This is a genomic window from Streptomyces sp. NPDC000983, from assembly GCF_040299205.1.
Classification (GTDB): domain Bacteria; phylum Actinomycetota; class Actinomycetes; order Streptomycetales; family Streptomycetaceae; genus Streptomyces.
Genome location: NZ_JBEPBM010000001.1, coordinates 74,531 through 89,572 on the forward strand (window position 1 = coordinate 74,531; position 15,042 = coordinate 89,572).

Annotated in this window: 15 protein-coding genes; 8 read left to right on the forward strand and 7 right to left on the reverse strand. The window is 73.0% G+C overall.

Annotation, left to right across the window (positions count from 1 at the left end):
- Nucleotides 1-82: 82 nt before the first annotated feature.
- The 4 genes from ABT296_RS00195 to ABT296_RS00210 form a co-directional block, all read right to left on the reverse strand.
- A complete protein-coding gene (locus tag ABT296_RS00195; RefSeq protein ID WP_351922072.1) occupies nucleotides 83-1,456 on the reverse strand; it encodes a tannase/feruloyl esterase family alpha/beta hydrolase in 1,374 nt (457 codons plus the stop codon).
- A gap of 145 nt (nucleotides 1,457-1,601) precedes the next feature.
- Nucleotides 1,602-2,450 (reverse strand): hypothetical protein, encoded by an 849-nt coding sequence (locus tag ABT296_RS00200; RefSeq protein WP_351922073.1) that lies wholly within the window; start codon nucleotides 2,448-2,450, stop codon nucleotides 1,602-1,604.
- A gap of 136 nt (nucleotides 2,451-2,586) precedes the next feature.
- A complete protein-coding gene (locus tag ABT296_RS00205) occupies nucleotides 2,587-2,883 on the reverse strand; it encodes a hypothetical protein (protein WP_351922400.1) in 297 nt (98 codons plus the stop codon).
- Nucleotides 2,884-3,038: 155 nt separating this feature from the next.
- Nucleotides 3,039-3,638, reverse strand: coding sequence for a class I SAM-dependent methyltransferase (locus ABT296_RS00210; RefSeq protein WP_351922074.1), 600 nt, complete (start codon nucleotides 3,636-3,638; stop codon nucleotides 3,039-3,041).
- 161 nt (nucleotides 3,639-3,799) lie between these two features.
- Between ABT296_RS00210 and ABT296_RS00215 the strand changes: the two genes are divergently transcribed.
- From ABT296_RS00215 to ABT296_RS00245, 7 genes are all read left to right on the forward strand, one after another.
- Nucleotides 3,800-4,573: an MHYT domain-containing protein gene (locus ABT296_RS00215; protein WP_351922075.1), complete on the forward strand. Its 774-nt coding sequence runs from the start codon at nucleotides 3,800-3,802 to the stop codon at nucleotides 4,571-4,573.
- A 36-nt stretch (nucleotides 4,574-4,609) separates the two neighbouring features.
- Nucleotides 4,610-7,129 (forward strand): sensor histidine kinase, encoded by a 2,520-nt coding sequence (locus tag ABT296_RS00220; RefSeq protein ID WP_351922076.1) that lies wholly within the window; start codon nucleotides 4,610-4,612, stop codon nucleotides 7,127-7,129.
- Nucleotides 7,126-7,563, forward strand: coding sequence for a roadblock/LC7 domain-containing protein (locus ABT296_RS00225; protein ID WP_351922077.1), 438 nt, complete (start codon nucleotides 7,126-7,128; stop codon nucleotides 7,561-7,563). The genes ABT296_RS00220 and ABT296_RS00225 overlap by 4 nt, the downstream gene beginning before the upstream one ends.
- A 22-nt stretch (nucleotides 7,564-7,585) precedes the next feature.
- Complete coding sequence (locus ABT296_RS00230) at nucleotides 7,586-7,987, forward strand: DUF742 domain-containing protein (RefSeq protein ID WP_351922078.1); 402 nt, start codon at nucleotides 7,586-7,588, stop codon at nucleotides 7,985-7,987.
- Between the two features lie 239 nt (nucleotides 7,988-8,226).
- Complete coding sequence (locus ABT296_RS00235) at nucleotides 8,227-8,832, forward strand: GTP-binding protein (RefSeq protein WP_351922079.1); 606 nt, start codon at nucleotides 8,227-8,229, stop codon at nucleotides 8,830-8,832.
- Nucleotides 8,833-8,968: 136 nt separating this feature from the next.
- The gene (locus ABT296_RS00240; RefSeq protein ID WP_351922080.1) at nucleotides 8,969-9,382 is read left to right on the forward strand and encodes a roadblock/LC7 domain-containing protein; all 414 of its coding nucleotides are present in this window, start codon (nucleotides 8,969-8,971) and stop codon (nucleotides 9,380-9,382) included.
- Nucleotides 9,383-9,509: 127 nt separating this feature from the next.
- The gene (locus ABT296_RS00245; protein ID WP_351922081.1) at nucleotides 9,510-10,388 is read left to right on the forward strand and encodes a DUF6397 family protein; all 879 of its coding nucleotides are present in this window, start codon (nucleotides 9,510-9,512) and stop codon (nucleotides 10,386-10,388) included.
- Between the two features lie 16 nt (nucleotides 10,389-10,404).
- Here the strand turns inward: ABT296_RS00245 and ABT296_RS00250 are convergent, their stop codons facing one another.
- Together ABT296_RS00250 and ABT296_RS00255 are read right to left on the reverse strand one after the other, a co-directional pair.
- The gene (locus ABT296_RS00250) at nucleotides 10,405-11,271 is read right to left on the reverse strand and encodes an acyl-CoA thioesterase (protein WP_351922082.1); all 867 of its coding nucleotides are present in this window, start codon (nucleotides 11,269-11,271) and stop codon (nucleotides 10,405-10,407) included.
- 19 nt (nucleotides 11,272-11,290) lie between these two features.
- Nucleotides 11,291-13,804: a DEAD/DEAH box helicase gene (locus ABT296_RS00255; RefSeq protein ID WP_351922083.1), complete on the reverse strand. Its 2,514-nt coding sequence runs from the start codon at nucleotides 13,802-13,804 to the stop codon at nucleotides 11,291-11,293.
- Between the two features lie 145 nt (nucleotides 13,805-13,949).
- On the opposite strand from ABT296_RS00255, the gene ABT296_RS00260 reads away from it, so the two are divergent.
- Nucleotides 13,950-14,744, forward strand: coding sequence for a metal-dependent hydrolase (locus ABT296_RS00260; protein ID WP_351922084.1), 795 nt, complete (start codon nucleotides 13,950-13,952; stop codon nucleotides 14,742-14,744).
- 41 nt (nucleotides 14,745-14,785) lie between these two features.
- Here the strand turns inward: ABT296_RS00260 and ABT296_RS00265 are convergent, their stop codons facing one another.
- Nucleotides 14,786-15,037, reverse strand: a complete 252-nt coding sequence (locus tag ABT296_RS00265; protein WP_351922085.1) for a type B 50S ribosomal protein L31 — start codon at nucleotides 15,035-15,037, stop codon at nucleotides 14,786-14,788.
- Nucleotides 15,038-15,042: the final 5 nt, after the last annotated feature.

Here is a 15,042-nt window from a genome sequence, read left to right on the forward strand (position 1 = left end):
CACTGCGCGCCGGCCTGGCCGCGGTCCGCCGTCACGAGGAGCGGACCGAGGCGGACCGGGACGACCTCCGAGGGGCTCCCGCTCAGGGCAGCAGCGCGCAGGAGTCGACCACGTCGCCGTCCGCGGGCCTGGTGAGGGTGCGGTCCGCGGGCGGCCGTACGCCCTCCTCCACCCAGGAGACCAGCGCGTCGAACGCCGAGCGGTAGCAGGGCAGGATCGGACGGAGTCGGTCCGGATGGCTGTCGTACAGCCCGTCGACGTGGGTGCCGCCCGCGACGGTGTAGTAGCGGTGCAGCGCGCCGCGGCCGGCGGCGTCCACCATGCCCGCGTAGACGTCGGAGTCGGCCGCCTTCGGCAGCAGCGCGTCGAGATCGCCGTGCAGGGTGATCAGCGGCCTGCCGATCCGCCCGGTCAGCGCCACGCGGGCCACCGCGCGGTGCACGGAGGCCGGGCGGGAGGCGTAGTCGTAGACCGCGTCCTCGGCGCAGGGCGCGAGGATCTGGTCCGGGGTGCTGCCGGCCGAGGCACCGGGACAGTCAGGGGCGTACGACGGGTCGAACTCGGCGCGGTAGATCTTCTGCGTGACGCCCCAGTAGGCCCGCTCGTGGTAGGGCCACAGGAACTCCGAGCCGCGCGCGAAGCCCACCGCGTACAGGTCCTCGTCGCGTGCCGCGCCGGTCGCCCGTGCCACGGCCGTGGGCAGCGACGTCAGAAGGTTGGGGCCGTCCGCCGTCCACAGCGCCCCTTCCCAGTCCACGCCGCCGTCGTACAGCTCCGGGTGGTGCTCCAGCTGCCATCGGGTGAGATAGCCGCCGTTGGAGATGCCGGTCATGTAGGTGCGCCGGGGGAGGTGGCCGTAGCGCTGGGCGACGGCGCGTCGGGCCGCCCGGGTGAGCTGGGTGGTCCGGGTGTTCCACTCGGCGACCGCGTCCCCGGGCCGGGCGCCGTCGCGGTAGAAGTCGGAGCCGTTGTTGCCCTTGTCGGTGGCCGCGTACGCGAAGCCCCGGGCGAGCACCTGGTCGGAGATCGCCCTGTCCGTCGCGTACTGGCGCCGGGTGCCCGGGGCGCCGGTGACGACGAGCCCGCCGTTCCAGCGGTCCGGCAGCCGGATGACGAACTGCGCGTCGTGCTTCCAGCCGTGCGTGGCGTTGAACCGCGAGGAGTCCGGGAAGTAGCCGTCGATCTGGACCCCGGGCACCCCCGACGGCAGCCGGGTTCCGGCGGCCGTCAGCCCCGCCTGGTCCGCCGGGTCGGTGTACGGGGTGCCGACGAGACCGGTGGTGGTGAGGTCCGGGAGGCATGCGGTCCGCTGGAACCGGGCGCCGGGGACCCGCAGCCGGTCCTGGCGACCGCAGTGGTCCTCGCCGGCCGGGCTCGCCCCGGCGGGAGCGGGCCAGGTCAGCGCCGCCGCCAGCAGGGCGGTGGCGGCGAACGGAACACCTCGGGACGGACGCATGGGTGCCTCCAGGGCGGAGCGGCGGGGGAGAGCCCGGCAGGACAGCCCTGCCGAAGTCGCCCCATGCTCCGACTCCTGTCCCCTCCCATCCATGGGCCGGCGCCACATGGATGGACGTCCCCGCATGGTGTGCCAAGACACCACCTCAGCTGGGGCGTACGGCCATCCTGTCCAGTGCCTCCAGCAGACCCGGCAGCTCCGGGCCGCGGCCCACCGGAAGGACCTCGCCCGGCTCGTCGTCCAGCAGCACGAACGCGATGTCGTCCGTCCTCGCCACGAGCGACCAGCCCGGACCGTCGGCGCGCAGGGTGCGGGCGTCGCCCGACGCGAAGGCGGAACGGACCCGGCCGAGCGGCGGCGGGGTGTCCACGTAGGCGCGCGCCTCGGCGAGGACCCGGCGGATACCGCTGTGTCCCTTCGGCTTCGGCGCGTCCTCCGCCGCGTCCTCCTTCTCGTCCCCGTCGGCCGGGGTGCCGCCGTCGAGGCCGGGGAAGGCGGAGTCGTCGATCTGCTCCCGCCACGCGGCCCACTGCAGGGCGATCTCGTCGGCGCCCAGCCGCCGCTGCGCGGGACCCCAGGTGGAGGTGTCCGGCGGCGCCAGTGGCGGAGGGTCCGCCGGGTCCGGCTCGGGGTCGTGCGGAGCGGGCACGTTCGGCGCCGCGACGGCGACCGCCAGTGGCCAGCCGGGCAGGGCCGCCACGACCGTCCGCTCGTCCGGGGACAGGTCGTACTCCATGCCGCAGTCCCAGGACGCGATGGCGACCGCGACCAGCGACACGTCGTCGATGACGACCGTCCAGCGGGCGCCGTCCCCGTCCTGGCCGATCACCAGCCCGTACCCGTCGGCGAGCGGCGCGAGGCCGAGCGCCGCGCACGCCTCCGGGTAGTCGTCGCCCAGCACGCTCGGGAACTTCGCAGGCGTCAGCAGCACCGCCGTGAGCACATACAGCGCGTCGTCCTCGGCGGCGACGGCGCCCTCGTCCGTCCCGGCCATCCCAGCCTCCCCATCGGTTCGTCCATCGGCGCGCACCCTAATGCGACGGGAAGCCCCTTGTCACGACCACCCACCCCATCCGGAGCTGCTGTTTTCCGTCTGGACGGGGCGAAAACGCCTCTCGGCGAGGGTCCGGTCAGGCCGCCGGGAGGCCGAGGAGGTCCCGGGCGACCGTCCGCGGGGACTCGTCCCGCTCCCGCGCGAGGGCGATGACGGCCCGGCAGGCCAGCTCGTTCACCCCGAACGACAGCGCCTCCGGCGAGACCCATCCCGCGGCCTCGTCGACGCGCTCCTGGTCGTCCTCCGCGCCGGCCGCGACATAGGCCGCCGCCGCTTCGAAGAGATTGTGCGTCCGCGTGTCCTGGTCGGCGTCCGGCCCCGTGCGCCAGGCGTCCAGCACCTTGCCCCATGACTGTCGGAACCTGCCGAACATCCCGGCCGCCTTCCCCCTGCGATCGCCCTCGGTCATCGTCTCATCTCCCGCTGTTCAACCTAGAGTTGAATAACCCGCAACAGAAGAGGGCATCGCGGTCAAGGGCGTTCACCCGGCGGAGCGGAGCCCGGCGGCGAGGGGCGCGCGGCGGACGCTCAGCCCTCCCGCACGGCCAGGGCGAGGAACCGGGCGTCCTCGTCCACGTACGACGTCATGCGCCAGCCGGAACCGGCCAGCAGCGGGCGGAGATTGGGCTCGGCCCGCAGGTCCGCGGGGGTGATCCGCCGGCCCTGACGGGCCGCGAGCGCCGCCCGGCCGATCGGATGGAACAGGGCCAGCGTGCCGCCCGGGCGGACCACCCGGGCCAGCTCCCGCAGGTCCCGGGACGGCTGGGGCAGATGCGCGATCAGGCCCGCGCCGAACACGGCGTCCAGCGCATCGGGGCGCAGCGGCAGCGCGGCCACGTCCGTGAGCAGCAACTGCCCGTCCCGGTGCCGTCCCGCCCGTACGGCGGCCTCGAGCATGGCCGGGGTGAGATCGGCCCCCAGGACCACTCCCGTGGGTCCCACGGCCGCGCGCAGCGGCGGCAGGGCCCGCCCGGTGCCGCAGCCCGCGTCGAGGACCCGGTCGCCCGCGCGCAGACCGAGTTCGGCGACGGCGGCCGCGTACGCCGGTCCGTCGTCGGGGAACCTGGCGTCCCAGCCGGCGGCACGGGCGGAGAAGAACTCCTGGACATGCGTGTGGTCGTCGCTCATGTCCGGCATGATCCCGCACCGGCCGGGGGACGCCCGCGCCGACAGCGCCGTGCACGTTCGCTCGTAGGGCGGTCGTTGACGGACCGATCCGTGTCATGTTGCAGCACCTTTCGAAATGCGCCCCCTTTGTGCCCCCGTGCCCCGGCTAGCGTCCCTGGGCCATGGGACATCTGGACCACGCGGCCCTGGGGCCGCTGACCCCGGCGCTGTCGTACGCGATGGCCTGCATCGGCGCCGCGCTCGGTCTGCGCTGCACCGTCCGCGCGCTGGGCGCGACCGGCCGGTCGCGCCGCAACTGGCTCGTCACAGCCGCGTCGGCCCTCGGCACCGGCATCTGGACCATGCACTTCGTGGCGATGCTCGGCTTCGGCGTCAGCGGCACCGACATCCGCTACGACGTGCCGCTCACCCTCGCCAGCCTGCTCGTCGCCATGGCCGTCGTCTGCGCGGGCGTCTTCGCCGTCGGCTACGGCCGCGACCGCACCCGCGCCCTGCTGCTCGGCGGACTCACCACGGGACTCGGCGTGGCCAGCATGCACTACCTGGGCATGGCCGCCGTGCGCCTGCACGGCGAGGTGCGCTACGACCCCCTCCTGGTGGGGCTTTCGGTGCTGATCGCCGTCGCGGCGGCGACGGCGGCCTTGTGGGCGGCGCTCAACATCGAGTCGCCCGTCGCCGTCACGGTCGCCTCCCTGATCATGGGCGCGGCGGTCAGCAGCATGCACTACACCGGCATGTTCGCGGTGAGCGTGCGGGTCACGCCCGGCGGCGACACCCTGCCCGGGGCCACGGCGATGCAGTTCATCTTCCCCCTCGCCGTCGGCCTCGGGTCCTACCTCTTCCTGACCTCCGCCTTCGTCGCCCTGTCCCCGACGACCGGGGAGCGCGCCGCCTCCGCCTCCGCCCAACGGCCGGTCGAGAGCGCCGCCCAGTAGGGCCCATCCTATGGATCTCTCCCGAGCGAGGAGGCCATGCGTACACCCCGCAGGACCACCGCATCCGGCGCCGGCCCGGCGTCCGCACCGCCCGCGCGCGGCCGCCGCGCCCACGCCGGACCGCCCGCCGACGAAGGCCCGGAGGAGGCCCCGGGCGCGATACCGGGCGACCCGCCCACCCGCGCGGGCGGATGGCGGCTCCGCCCGCGCACGGTCCGCGCCAAGATCGTCTGCCTGCTGATGGTGCCGGTCGTCTCCCTGCTCGCCCTGTGGGCCCACGCCACCGTCACCACCGCGCAGGACGTCTCCCGGCTGCGGCAGGTCCAGCGCGTCGACGCCGGCATCCGCGCCCCCCTCGCCGCCGCCGTCGCGGCCCTCCAGGCCGAACGCGCCACCGCGGTACGCCTCGTCGCCGACCCCTCGGCCGTACGTGGCGACGACTACCGCAGGCTCACCGGGCGCACCGACGCGGCCGTCGCCGCACTGCGGCTCGGCCCGCGCGACACCGTCGCCCACGCCGAGGAACTCCCCGCCGACGTCGCCGCACGGCTGGAGGAGTTCGTCGGTGGCGCGGAACGCCTCGGCACCCTGCGCACCGCCGTCCTCGACCGCGAGGCCGGCTGGAGCGAGACCTACCGGCGCTACACCGGCACCATCGCGGCGGCCTTCCCCGTGGGCGGCGCCCTCACCGGCATCCAGGACGCCGACCTCGGCTCGGACGCGCGCGTGCTGCTGGAGTTCTCCCGCGCGGCGGAGGCCCTCGCCCAGGAGGACGCGGTCCTCGCCGCCGCCCGCCCGGCCGGCCGTCTCGACGGGGAGCGGCTGCGGCTGTTCACCGGCGCCGTCGCCACCCGCCGGGTCCTCACCGGCGCCGCCGTCGCCGACCTCGGCGGCGCCGGGCGCACCGCCTGGCGGGAACTCACCGCGGGCGGCGACCACGCCGCCGTCGAGGCCGCCGAGGACGCGGTCCTCGCCGCCGCGCCCGGCCCGCGCGCGGCCGACGCCGTCCCGGAGGCCGCCTGGGACCGTGCCTTCGCAGGCGTGCGGGACGGCATGCGGGACATCGAGACCGACGCGGGACAGGGCGTCGCCGACCGCGCCGACCCGTTCACCCGGGGCCTGCTCAGCCCGGCGGGCGCCGCGGTGCTCTTCGGCCTCGCCGCCGTCCTCGCCTCGCTGGTGATCTCCGTCCGGATCGGCCGCGGCCTCGTCGTCGAACTGGTCGGCCTGCGCAACAGCGCCCTGGAGATCGCCCGCCGCAAACTCCCCGAGGCGATGCGGAGACTGCGCGCCGGGGACGAGATCGACATCCGCGCCGAGGCCCCGCCCGGCGAACCCGCCGAGGACGAGACCGGGCAGGTCGCCGAGGCGCTGAGCACCGTGCACCGCGCCGCGCTGCGGGCCGCCGTGGAGCGTGCCGAGCTGGCCGGCGGCATCTCTGGCGTCTTCGTCAACCTCGCCCGCCGCAGCCAGGTGCTGGTGCACCGTCAGCTGACGCTGCTGGACAGCATGGAGCGCCGCTCCGACGACCCCGACGAACTGAGCGATCTGTTCCGGCTGGACCACCTCACCACCCGGATGCGCCGGCACGCCGAGAGCCTGATCATCCTCTCCGGCGCCGCCCCGGGGCGCGCCTGGCGGATGCCGGTCTCCCTGACCAACGTGGTGCGCGCCGCAGTCTCCGAGGTCGAGGACTACGCGCGCGTGGAGGTGCGCCGACTGCCCGAGACGGCCGTCGTCGGCGCGGCCGTCGCCGACCTCACCCACCTGCTGGCCGAACTCGTCGAGAACGCCGCGCAGTTCTCACCGCCCCACACCCGGGTGCGCGTCACGGGCGAACCCGTCGGCAACGGCTACGCGATCGAGGTCGAGGACCGCGGCCTCGGCATGGGCAAGGAGACCCTCGCCGAGGCGAACCGGCGGATCGAGCAGTCCGAGGCGCTCGACCTGTTCGACAGCGACCGGCTCGGTCTGTTCGTGGTCAGCAGGCTCTCCGCCCGCCACGGCGTCAAGGTCCACCTGCGCACCTCGCCCTACGGCGGCACCACCGCGGTCGTGCTGCTGCCCACCGCCCTGCTGCACCTCGGCGCGGCGGAACGTTCCCCCAACGCGGAGGCCGCCCCGGCCCGGCCTCCCGAGCGCGCCTGCGCGCGCGTGCCCGGCGACGCACCCGGCCAGGAGTCCGTCGAGGCCCCCGCCGACCGGCCCGCGCTGGTGGCGCCCGCGCCCGCCGCCCCGCACACCGCGACCGAACCCCCGCCCCCCGGAGTCACCGCCTTGCGCCTGCACCGCCCCCCGGACGACTCCCACGGCAACGACGAGCTCCCACGCCGCGTCCGGCAGGCGAGCCTCGCACCCCAACTGCGCGAGCACGCCGAGGAGCGGCCCCCCACCGCCTCCCCGGGCGGCGACGACCGACGCACACCCGAACTCGTACGCGACCGCATGACGGCGTACCGCGACGGCTGGGCGCGCGGCGGCGGGCGGCAGCCCGGCCGCGGCACCGCCCAGGACGCCCCGGCGCGCGGCGACACCACCGAAGGAGACCCCGCATGATCCAGGACCCCGGCCCCAGGACCGCCCCACGGTCCGGCGAACTCGACTGGCTGCTGGACGACCTGGTGCTGCGTGTGCGCGAGGTACGGCACGCGGTGGTGCTCTCCAACGACGGACTCGCCGTGGGCGCCTCCACCGACCTCGGCCGTGAGGACGCCGAACACCTCGCCGCCGTCGCCTCCGGGTTCCACAGCCTGGCCAAGGGTGCCGGCCGGCACTTCGGGGCCGGGGGCGTGCGCCAGACCATGGTGGAGATGGACGACGGCTTCCTGTTCGTCGCCGCCGCGGGCGAGGGCTCCTGCCTGGCCCTGCTCACCGCGGTGACCGCCGACATCGGCCTCGTCGCCTACGAGATGGCCCGCCTGGTGAAACGTGTCGGCGAGCATCTGCACACCGGGCCCCGCACGGGCGCGCGGCCGCCCGCCGCGGGCTGAGGCGAGCGGGCCTTCCGTGCACATGACCGACGACCGCGACCCGCGCGAGCAGGACAGCCAGTGGTACGACAACGAGGCCGGACCGCTCGTCCGGCCGTACGCGATGACGGGGGGCCGCACCAGGTCGGGGCCCACCGGAGTGGCCTTCGACCTGATCGCGCTCGTCACGCTCGACGCGAGCGCCCCGGACGCCGACGACACCCTCGGCCCCGAGCACCGGACGCTGATCGAACTGTGCCGCCCCGAGACGCAGTCCGTGGCCGAACTCGCCGCGGGCGCCGACCTCCCGGTGGGCGTCGTCCGGGTCCTCCTCGGAGACCTCCTGGAATCGGGCCGGGTCACCGTCAGCCGTCCGGTGCCGCCCGCACAGCTTCCCGACGAACGGATCCTGCGCGAGGTGATCGAAGGACTGCGGGCCCTGTAGACGACAGTTCAGAACCCGACGGTCGCGTACGGCGCCGATTTGTACACCATTGCGGACGCGGGAACGTCATGAGTCGGTCACATCGGGCAAAGAGCGGTCGAACCCCACGAGGGCGGGCCGGAGTTGTCATGATGCTGACTTCGCACACACGCACAGCAGTCGCACGCGCACGCTTCGTGAGCGCGGGACGCACCCCCGGCGACGTCCACCGGCGCCGGCACTCCCGAGAGAAGTGATCGATGGTCTCCGAGAACTTTGACGAGCCGGGCGACGACACGTCCGCCCTGGCACTGAAGATCCTGGTCGCCGGCGGTTTCGGCGTGGGCAAGACGACCCTGGTGGGCGCGGTCAGTGAGATCAGGCCGCTGCGCACCGAGGAACTGCTCAGCGAGGCGGGCCAGTGGGTGGACGACACCGACGGCGTGGACCAGAAGGTCACCACGACCGTCGCCATGGACTTCGGGCGCATCACCATCCGGTCCGGCCTCTCGCTCTACCTCTTCGGAACACCCGGCCAGGACCGGTTCTGGTTCCTGTGGGACGAACTCTCCCAAGGGGCCCTCGGCGCGGTGGTCCTCGCCGACACCCGGCGCCTGGAGGACTGCTTCCCGGCCGTGGACTACTTCGAGCACCGGCACATCCCCTTCGTGGTGGCCGTCAACTGCTTCGTGGGCGCCCGGTCCTACGGCGCCCACGACGTCTCGCGCGCCCTCGACCTCGACCAGGGGACGCCCGTGGTCCTCTGCGACGCCCGGGACCGCGACTCGGGCAAGGAGGTGCTCATCCGGCTCGTCGAGTACGCCGGGCGGATGCACACCGCCCGGCTGCTCGACTCGGTGAGCTGACCGGATCCGTCCGCGCGGGCCGGACATCCTCCGTTCCGTACCGAGTCGTCCTTGCCCCTGCCCCGACTTGTCCGGAAGGCTGGGTGGCCGGGACCTCCCTCGGCCGGAGGGGGGCGTCGTACGGGGAGACGGGAACATGGCGCAGAATCAGCAACTGGGCTGGCTGCTGGACGAACTGACCGAGCGCGTGGAGCATGTGCGGCACGCGCTGGTCCTGTCCAACGACGGGCTGGTGACCGGCGCGAGCACCGGACTGCGGCGGGAGGACGCGGAACATCTGGCCGCCGTCTCCTCGGGCCTGCACAGTCTCGCCAAGGGGTCCGGGCACCACTTCGGCGCGGGCAGAGTGCGGCAGACCATGGTCGAGTTCGACGACGCCGTCCTGTTCGTGACCGCCGCCGGATCCGGTAGCTGTCTGTGCGTCCTCAGCGGCGCCGAAGCCGACATCGGACAGATCGCCTACGAGATGACCCTGCTCGTCAACCGGGTCGGCGAACACCTCGGCGTGGACGCGCGCAAACCCGAACACGACCCGGACACACGGTTCTGACCTGCGCTTTCACCCTCTCCCGTGGAGTTGTCCACAGGCCCGCCACGAGATCGTCCGGATTGGCTACGGTTCTGTCACGGCGAACGCACACAGCGTGAGCACCGGAACTCCACGGGGGAGAGCCACCATGACCGGCGACACCGTCACCCAGCCGCACCACACCTCCTGCACACCCGCCCGCGCCGCCCGCGAACTGGGCATGAGGCGGCGCGAGTTCGACCTCGCCGTCCATCTCGGCCGAATCCGCACGGTGCCCGACGAGGGAGGCGGCGGAGCCCGCCGCGTCGCCCGCTCCGAGATCGAACGGCTGCGGTCCTCCCAGGGGTTCCCCGAGTCGGTCCTGGACCGGGTGCGGACGGTGGGCACCGGAGAGGGCGCCGCCCTGATGCAGGTGTCGCCCGGCAGGTTCACCCGCCTCGCCCGACTCGGCCTGGTGGTCCCGGTGTTCTTCTACCTCAACCGCTACCGCGCCGTGGTCTGGATCTACTCCGCCGAGGAACTGCGGCAGTTCGCGGCCGACGAGGCACACGCCCCGCTGCTCAAGGCGCGCACCCCCGAAGGACTGCGCGGCCAGTTGGAGGCCGGCCTCGACCTGCGCCCGCGCAACTGGCGCGGCCGCCAACTCGGCTTCCTGCTGCGGCAGAGCGACGACCCGTGGCAGCGGGCCGGAGCGGTGGCCGCCTTCCTGGACCCGGCCCGGATCGCCGAGGCCGTCCCCGACCCCGGCGAACGCGCCCACCTGAGCCGCCACCGGCCGGGCCCGCCCACCCACGGCGCCCCCGGTTCACCGGCCGCCCGCCTGTGCGAACAGATCATGACGGCCGACGACGCGGACGAGGTGGACTGGCTGCTGGCCGACCTCACCCGGGCGATGGCCGAGGCGCGCGCCCACCGGCCCGCGCCACGCACCACCCCGGAAACCGGCCACCGCGCGACGACACCCGGCCGACAGCGGTGCGCCCGCGCACCCCGGCTGCTCGGCTGGCTGCGCCGCAGAAACACCTGACCCGCGGCACCCCGACCTACAGCGCCCGGAACAGCCCTTCCTGGACCACCGACACCAGCAGCCGGCCCTCGAGGTCGTAGATCCGGCCACGGGCCAGACCGCGGCCGCCCGTGGCGATCGGCGACTCCTGGTCGTACAGGAACCACTCGTCCGCACGGAACGGCCGGTGGAACCACATCGCGTGGTCCAGCGACGCCATGTCGAAGCCCCGAGGCCCCCACAGCGGCTCCACCGGCAGCCGGACCGCGTCCAGAAGGGTCATGTCACTGGCGTACGTCAACGCGCAGGTGTGCACCCACGGGTCGTCGCCCAGCGGACCCACCGCGCGCATCCACACCGCGCTGCGCGGCTCCGCGCCCTTGACCTCCTCGGGAGTCCAGCGCAGCCGGTCCGCGTAACGGATGTCGAAGGGCTGACGGCGCGCCATCCGCTCCAACTGCTCCGGCAGCGCGCCCAGATGCTCCCGGATCTCGTCCGCGACCGTGGGCAGCGACTCGGGATCCGGAACCTCACGCGCCGGCGGCAACTGGTGCTCGAAGCTCCCCTGTTCAGGCTTGTGGAAGGAGGCGGTGAGATTGAAGATCGTGCGTCCCTGCTGCACGGCGGTGACCCGGCGCGTCGTGAACGACCGCCCGTCCCGCACCCGTTCCACCTGGTACACGATCGGCACACCCGGCCGGCCCGGGCGCAGGAAGTACGCGTGCAGCGAGTGCACCGGGCGCTCGCCGTCCGTGGTGCGCCCCGCGGCGACCAGGGCCTGGCCCGCCACCTGCCCGCCGAAGACCCGCTGGAGGGACTCCTGCGGGCTGCGGCCGCGGAAGATGTTGACCTCGATCTGCTCCAGGTCGAGCAGGGCGACAAGGCTCTCGGCCGGGTTCGTCATGGGTGGCATTCTCCTGTGCTCACAGCTGGCCGACATCGGTGACCCGGACGACCGCGCGGCCCTCCGCGTCGGAGGCGGTCAGGTCGATCTCGGCGCTGATACCCCAGTCGTGGTCCCCGTTGGGGTCGTCGAAGATCTGCCGCACCCGCCACAGACGGTTCGCCGGCTCCTCCTCGATCACCAGGAGCTTGGGGCCGCGGGCGTTGGGACCGGTACCCAGGTCGTCGTACTCGTCCCAGTACTTGTCCATGGCCTCGCCCCAGGCGTCCGCGTCCCAGCCGGCCTCGGCGTCCATCTCGCCCAGTTCCCCGACCTGGTCCAGGGCGGCCAGCTCCACCCGGCGGAACAGCGCGTTGCGGACCAGCACCCGGAAGGCGCGCGCGTTGGTGGTGACCGGCTTGACCTCGTCGGCCTTCTCCTGGGCCTCCTCGGCGGTCATCTCCTCCGGGTTGGCGAGCTGCTCCCACTCGTCCAGCAGGCTGGAGTCGACCTGGCGGACCATCTCGCCCAGCCACTCGATCAGATCCTGCAGATCCTCGGACTTCAGGTCGTCCGGGATGTTGTGGTCCAGCGTCTTGTAGGCGCTCGCCAGGTAGCGCAGCACGATGCCCTCGGTGCGGGCCAGCTCGTAGAAGGAGACCAGCTCCGTGAAGGACATGGCCCGTTCGTACATGTCCCGGATCACGGACTTCGGCGACAGCGGGTGGTCACCGACCCAGGGGTGGCTCTTGCGGTAGGTGTCGTACGCGTGGAAGAGCAGCTCCTCCAGCGGCTTGGGGTAGGTGATGTCCTGGAGCCGCTCCATGCGCTCCTCGTACTCCACACCGTCGGCCTTCATCGCGGCGACGGCCTCGCCCTTGGCCTTGTTCAGCTGGGCGACGAGGATCTGCCGCGGGTCGTCGAGGGTCGACTCCACCACGGACACCATGTCCAGGGCGTAGGACGGCGACTCCGGTTCCAGCAGTTCGAACGCGGCCAGCGCGAACGTGGACAGCGGCTGGTTGAGGGCGAAGTCCTGCTGGAGATCGACGGTGAGCCGGACGATCCGGCCCTCGGCGTCCGGCTTGTCGAGCTTCTCGACGATGCCGCCGTCCAGCAGCGAGCGGTAGATGGCGATGGCGCGCCGGATGTGCCGCAACTGCTGCTTGCGCGGCTCGTGGTTGTCCTCCAGCAGATGCCGCATCGCCTCGAAGGCGTTGCCGGGCCGCGCGATCACCGACAGCAGCATGGTGTGCGTCACCCGGAAACGGGACGTCAGCGGCTCCGGGTCGGAGGTGATGAGCTTGTCGAAGGTGTTCTCCGTCCACCCGACGAACCCCTCGGGCGCCTTCTTGCGGACGACCTTGCGCCGCTTCTTCGGGTCGTCCCCGGCCTTTGCGAGCGCCTTCTCGTTCTCGACGACGTGCTCGGGAGCCTGCGCGACGACGAAACCCGCCGTGTCGAAGCCGGCCCGCCCGGCCCGGCCCGCGATCTGGTGGAACTCACGGGCCCGCAGCGTGCGCACACGGCTGCCGTCGTACTTCGTCAGCGCCGTGAACAGCACCGTGCGGATGGGCACGTTGACGCCGACGCCCAGTGTGTCCGTACCGCAGATCACCTTCAGCAGACCGGCCTGCGCCAGCTTCTCCACCAGCCGGCGGTACTTGGGCAGCATGCCCGCGTGATGGACGCCGATGCCGTGGCGGACGTAACGGGAGAGGTTGCGGCCGAACTTGGTGGTGAAGCGGAAGTTGCCGATCAGCTCGGCGATCCGGTCCTTCTCCTCCCGGGTGCACATGTTGATGCTCATCAGCGCCTGCGCCCGCTCCACGGCCTGCGCCTGCGTGAAGTGCACGATGTAGACCGGCGCCTGCTTGGTCTCCAGCAGTTCGGTCAGGGTCTCGGTGAGCGGGGTGAGCCGGTACTCGTAGGAGAGCGGCACCGGGCGGGTCGCCGAGCGGACCACCGACGTGGGGCGGCCGGTGCGCCGGGTGAGGTCGGTCTCGAACATCGAGACGTCGCCCAGCGTGGCCGACATCAGGACGAACTGCGCCTGGGGCAGTTCGAGGATCGGGATCTGCCAGGCCCAGCCGCGGTCCCCCTCCGCGTAGAAGTGGAACTCGTCCATGACGACCTGGCCGACATCGGCGTTCTTCCCGTCGCGCAGCGCGATCGAGGCCAGGACCTCGGCGGTGCAGCAGATGACGGGGGCGTCGGCGTTGACGGACGCGTCGCCGGTGAGCATGCCGACGTTCTCGGTGCCGAAGAGCTTGCACAGTTCGAAGAACTTCTCCGACACCAGCGCCTTGATCGGAGCCGTGTAGAAGGTGACCTCGTCACGGGCGAGCGCGGCGAAGTGCGCGCCCGCCGCGATCATGCTCTTGCCGGAGCCGGTGGGCGTCGACACGATCACGTTCGCGCCGGACACCACCTCGATCAGCGCCTCCTCCTGGTGGGGGTAGAGAGTCAGACCGCGCTCCTCCGCCCACGACTCGAAGGCTTCGTAGAGGGCGTCGGGATCCGCGGTCGGCGGCAGCTGATCGATGAGGGTCACCCACCCATCTTGCCTGCCGTCCCGGCCGACAGGGGAATCGGCTGCCCGCACGAAGATCGCGAACGCTACGCTGTGTCGCCGACGGCACGTCGGAGCACCAGGTCAACTGGACAGCGGCACACGAGGAATGGGGCGGGGAACGGCCATGATGGGACCAGCACACTCACTGTCGGGCGCCGCGGCCTGGCTGGGCGTCGGAGCGGCCGCCGCGGCAATGGGGCGTCCGATGCCCTGGCCCGTCGTCCTGGTCGGCGCCCTGATCTGCGCCGGGGCGGCCCTGGCGCCGGACCTCGACCACAAGGCCGCCACCATCTCCCGCGCCTTCGGGCCGCTGTCCCGATGGCTGTGCGAGATCGTCGACAAACTCTCCTACGCCGTCTACAAGGCCACCAAGAAGCAGGGCGACCCGCGTCGCTCCGGCGGCCACCGCACGCTCACGCACACCTGGCTGTGGGCCGTGATGATCGGTGCGGGCGCCTCGGTCCTGGCGATCACCGGGGGCCGCTGGGCGGTGCTCGGCATCCTCTTCGCGCACATGGTGCTGGCCATCGAGGGCCTGCTGTGGCGGGCGACCCGGGGATCCAGCAGCGACGTCCTGGTCTGGCTGCTGGCCGCGACCAGCGCCTGGATCCTCGCGGGTGTCCTGGACAAGCCGGGCAACGGCGCGGACTGGCTGTTCACCGAGCCGGGCCAGGAGTACCTGTGGCTGGGGCTGCCGGTCGTGCTGGGCGCGCTGGTGCACGACATCGGGGACTCGCTGACCGTCTCGGGCTGCCCGATCCTGTGGCCGATCCCGGTGGGCCGCAAGCGCTGGTACCCGATCGGCCCGCCGAAGGTGATGCGGTTCCGGGCGGGCAGCTGGGTGGAGCTGAAGGTGCTGATGCCGGTCTTCATGCTGCTGGGCGGGGTGGGCTGCGCGGCGGCGCTCAACTTCATCTGAGCGAGCCGTTCGCGCGCCGGGGCCGGGCGCCGGACCGAGGTTCAGGTGCCGTCGGAGCCGTAGCGGCGCTCGAACCGGGCGACGCGGCCCTCCGAGTCCACCGTGCGGGCCCCGCCCGTGTGGAACGGGTGGCTCTCCGAGGAGATCTCCACGTCGACGACCGGGTAGGTCTCGCCGTCGTCCCACTCGATGGTCTCGCCGCTGGTGGCGGTGGACCGGGTGAGGAAGGCGTACCCGGCGGCGCGGTCCCGGAAGACGACCGGGTGGTAGTCGGGGTGCTTGTCCTGCCGCATCAAGG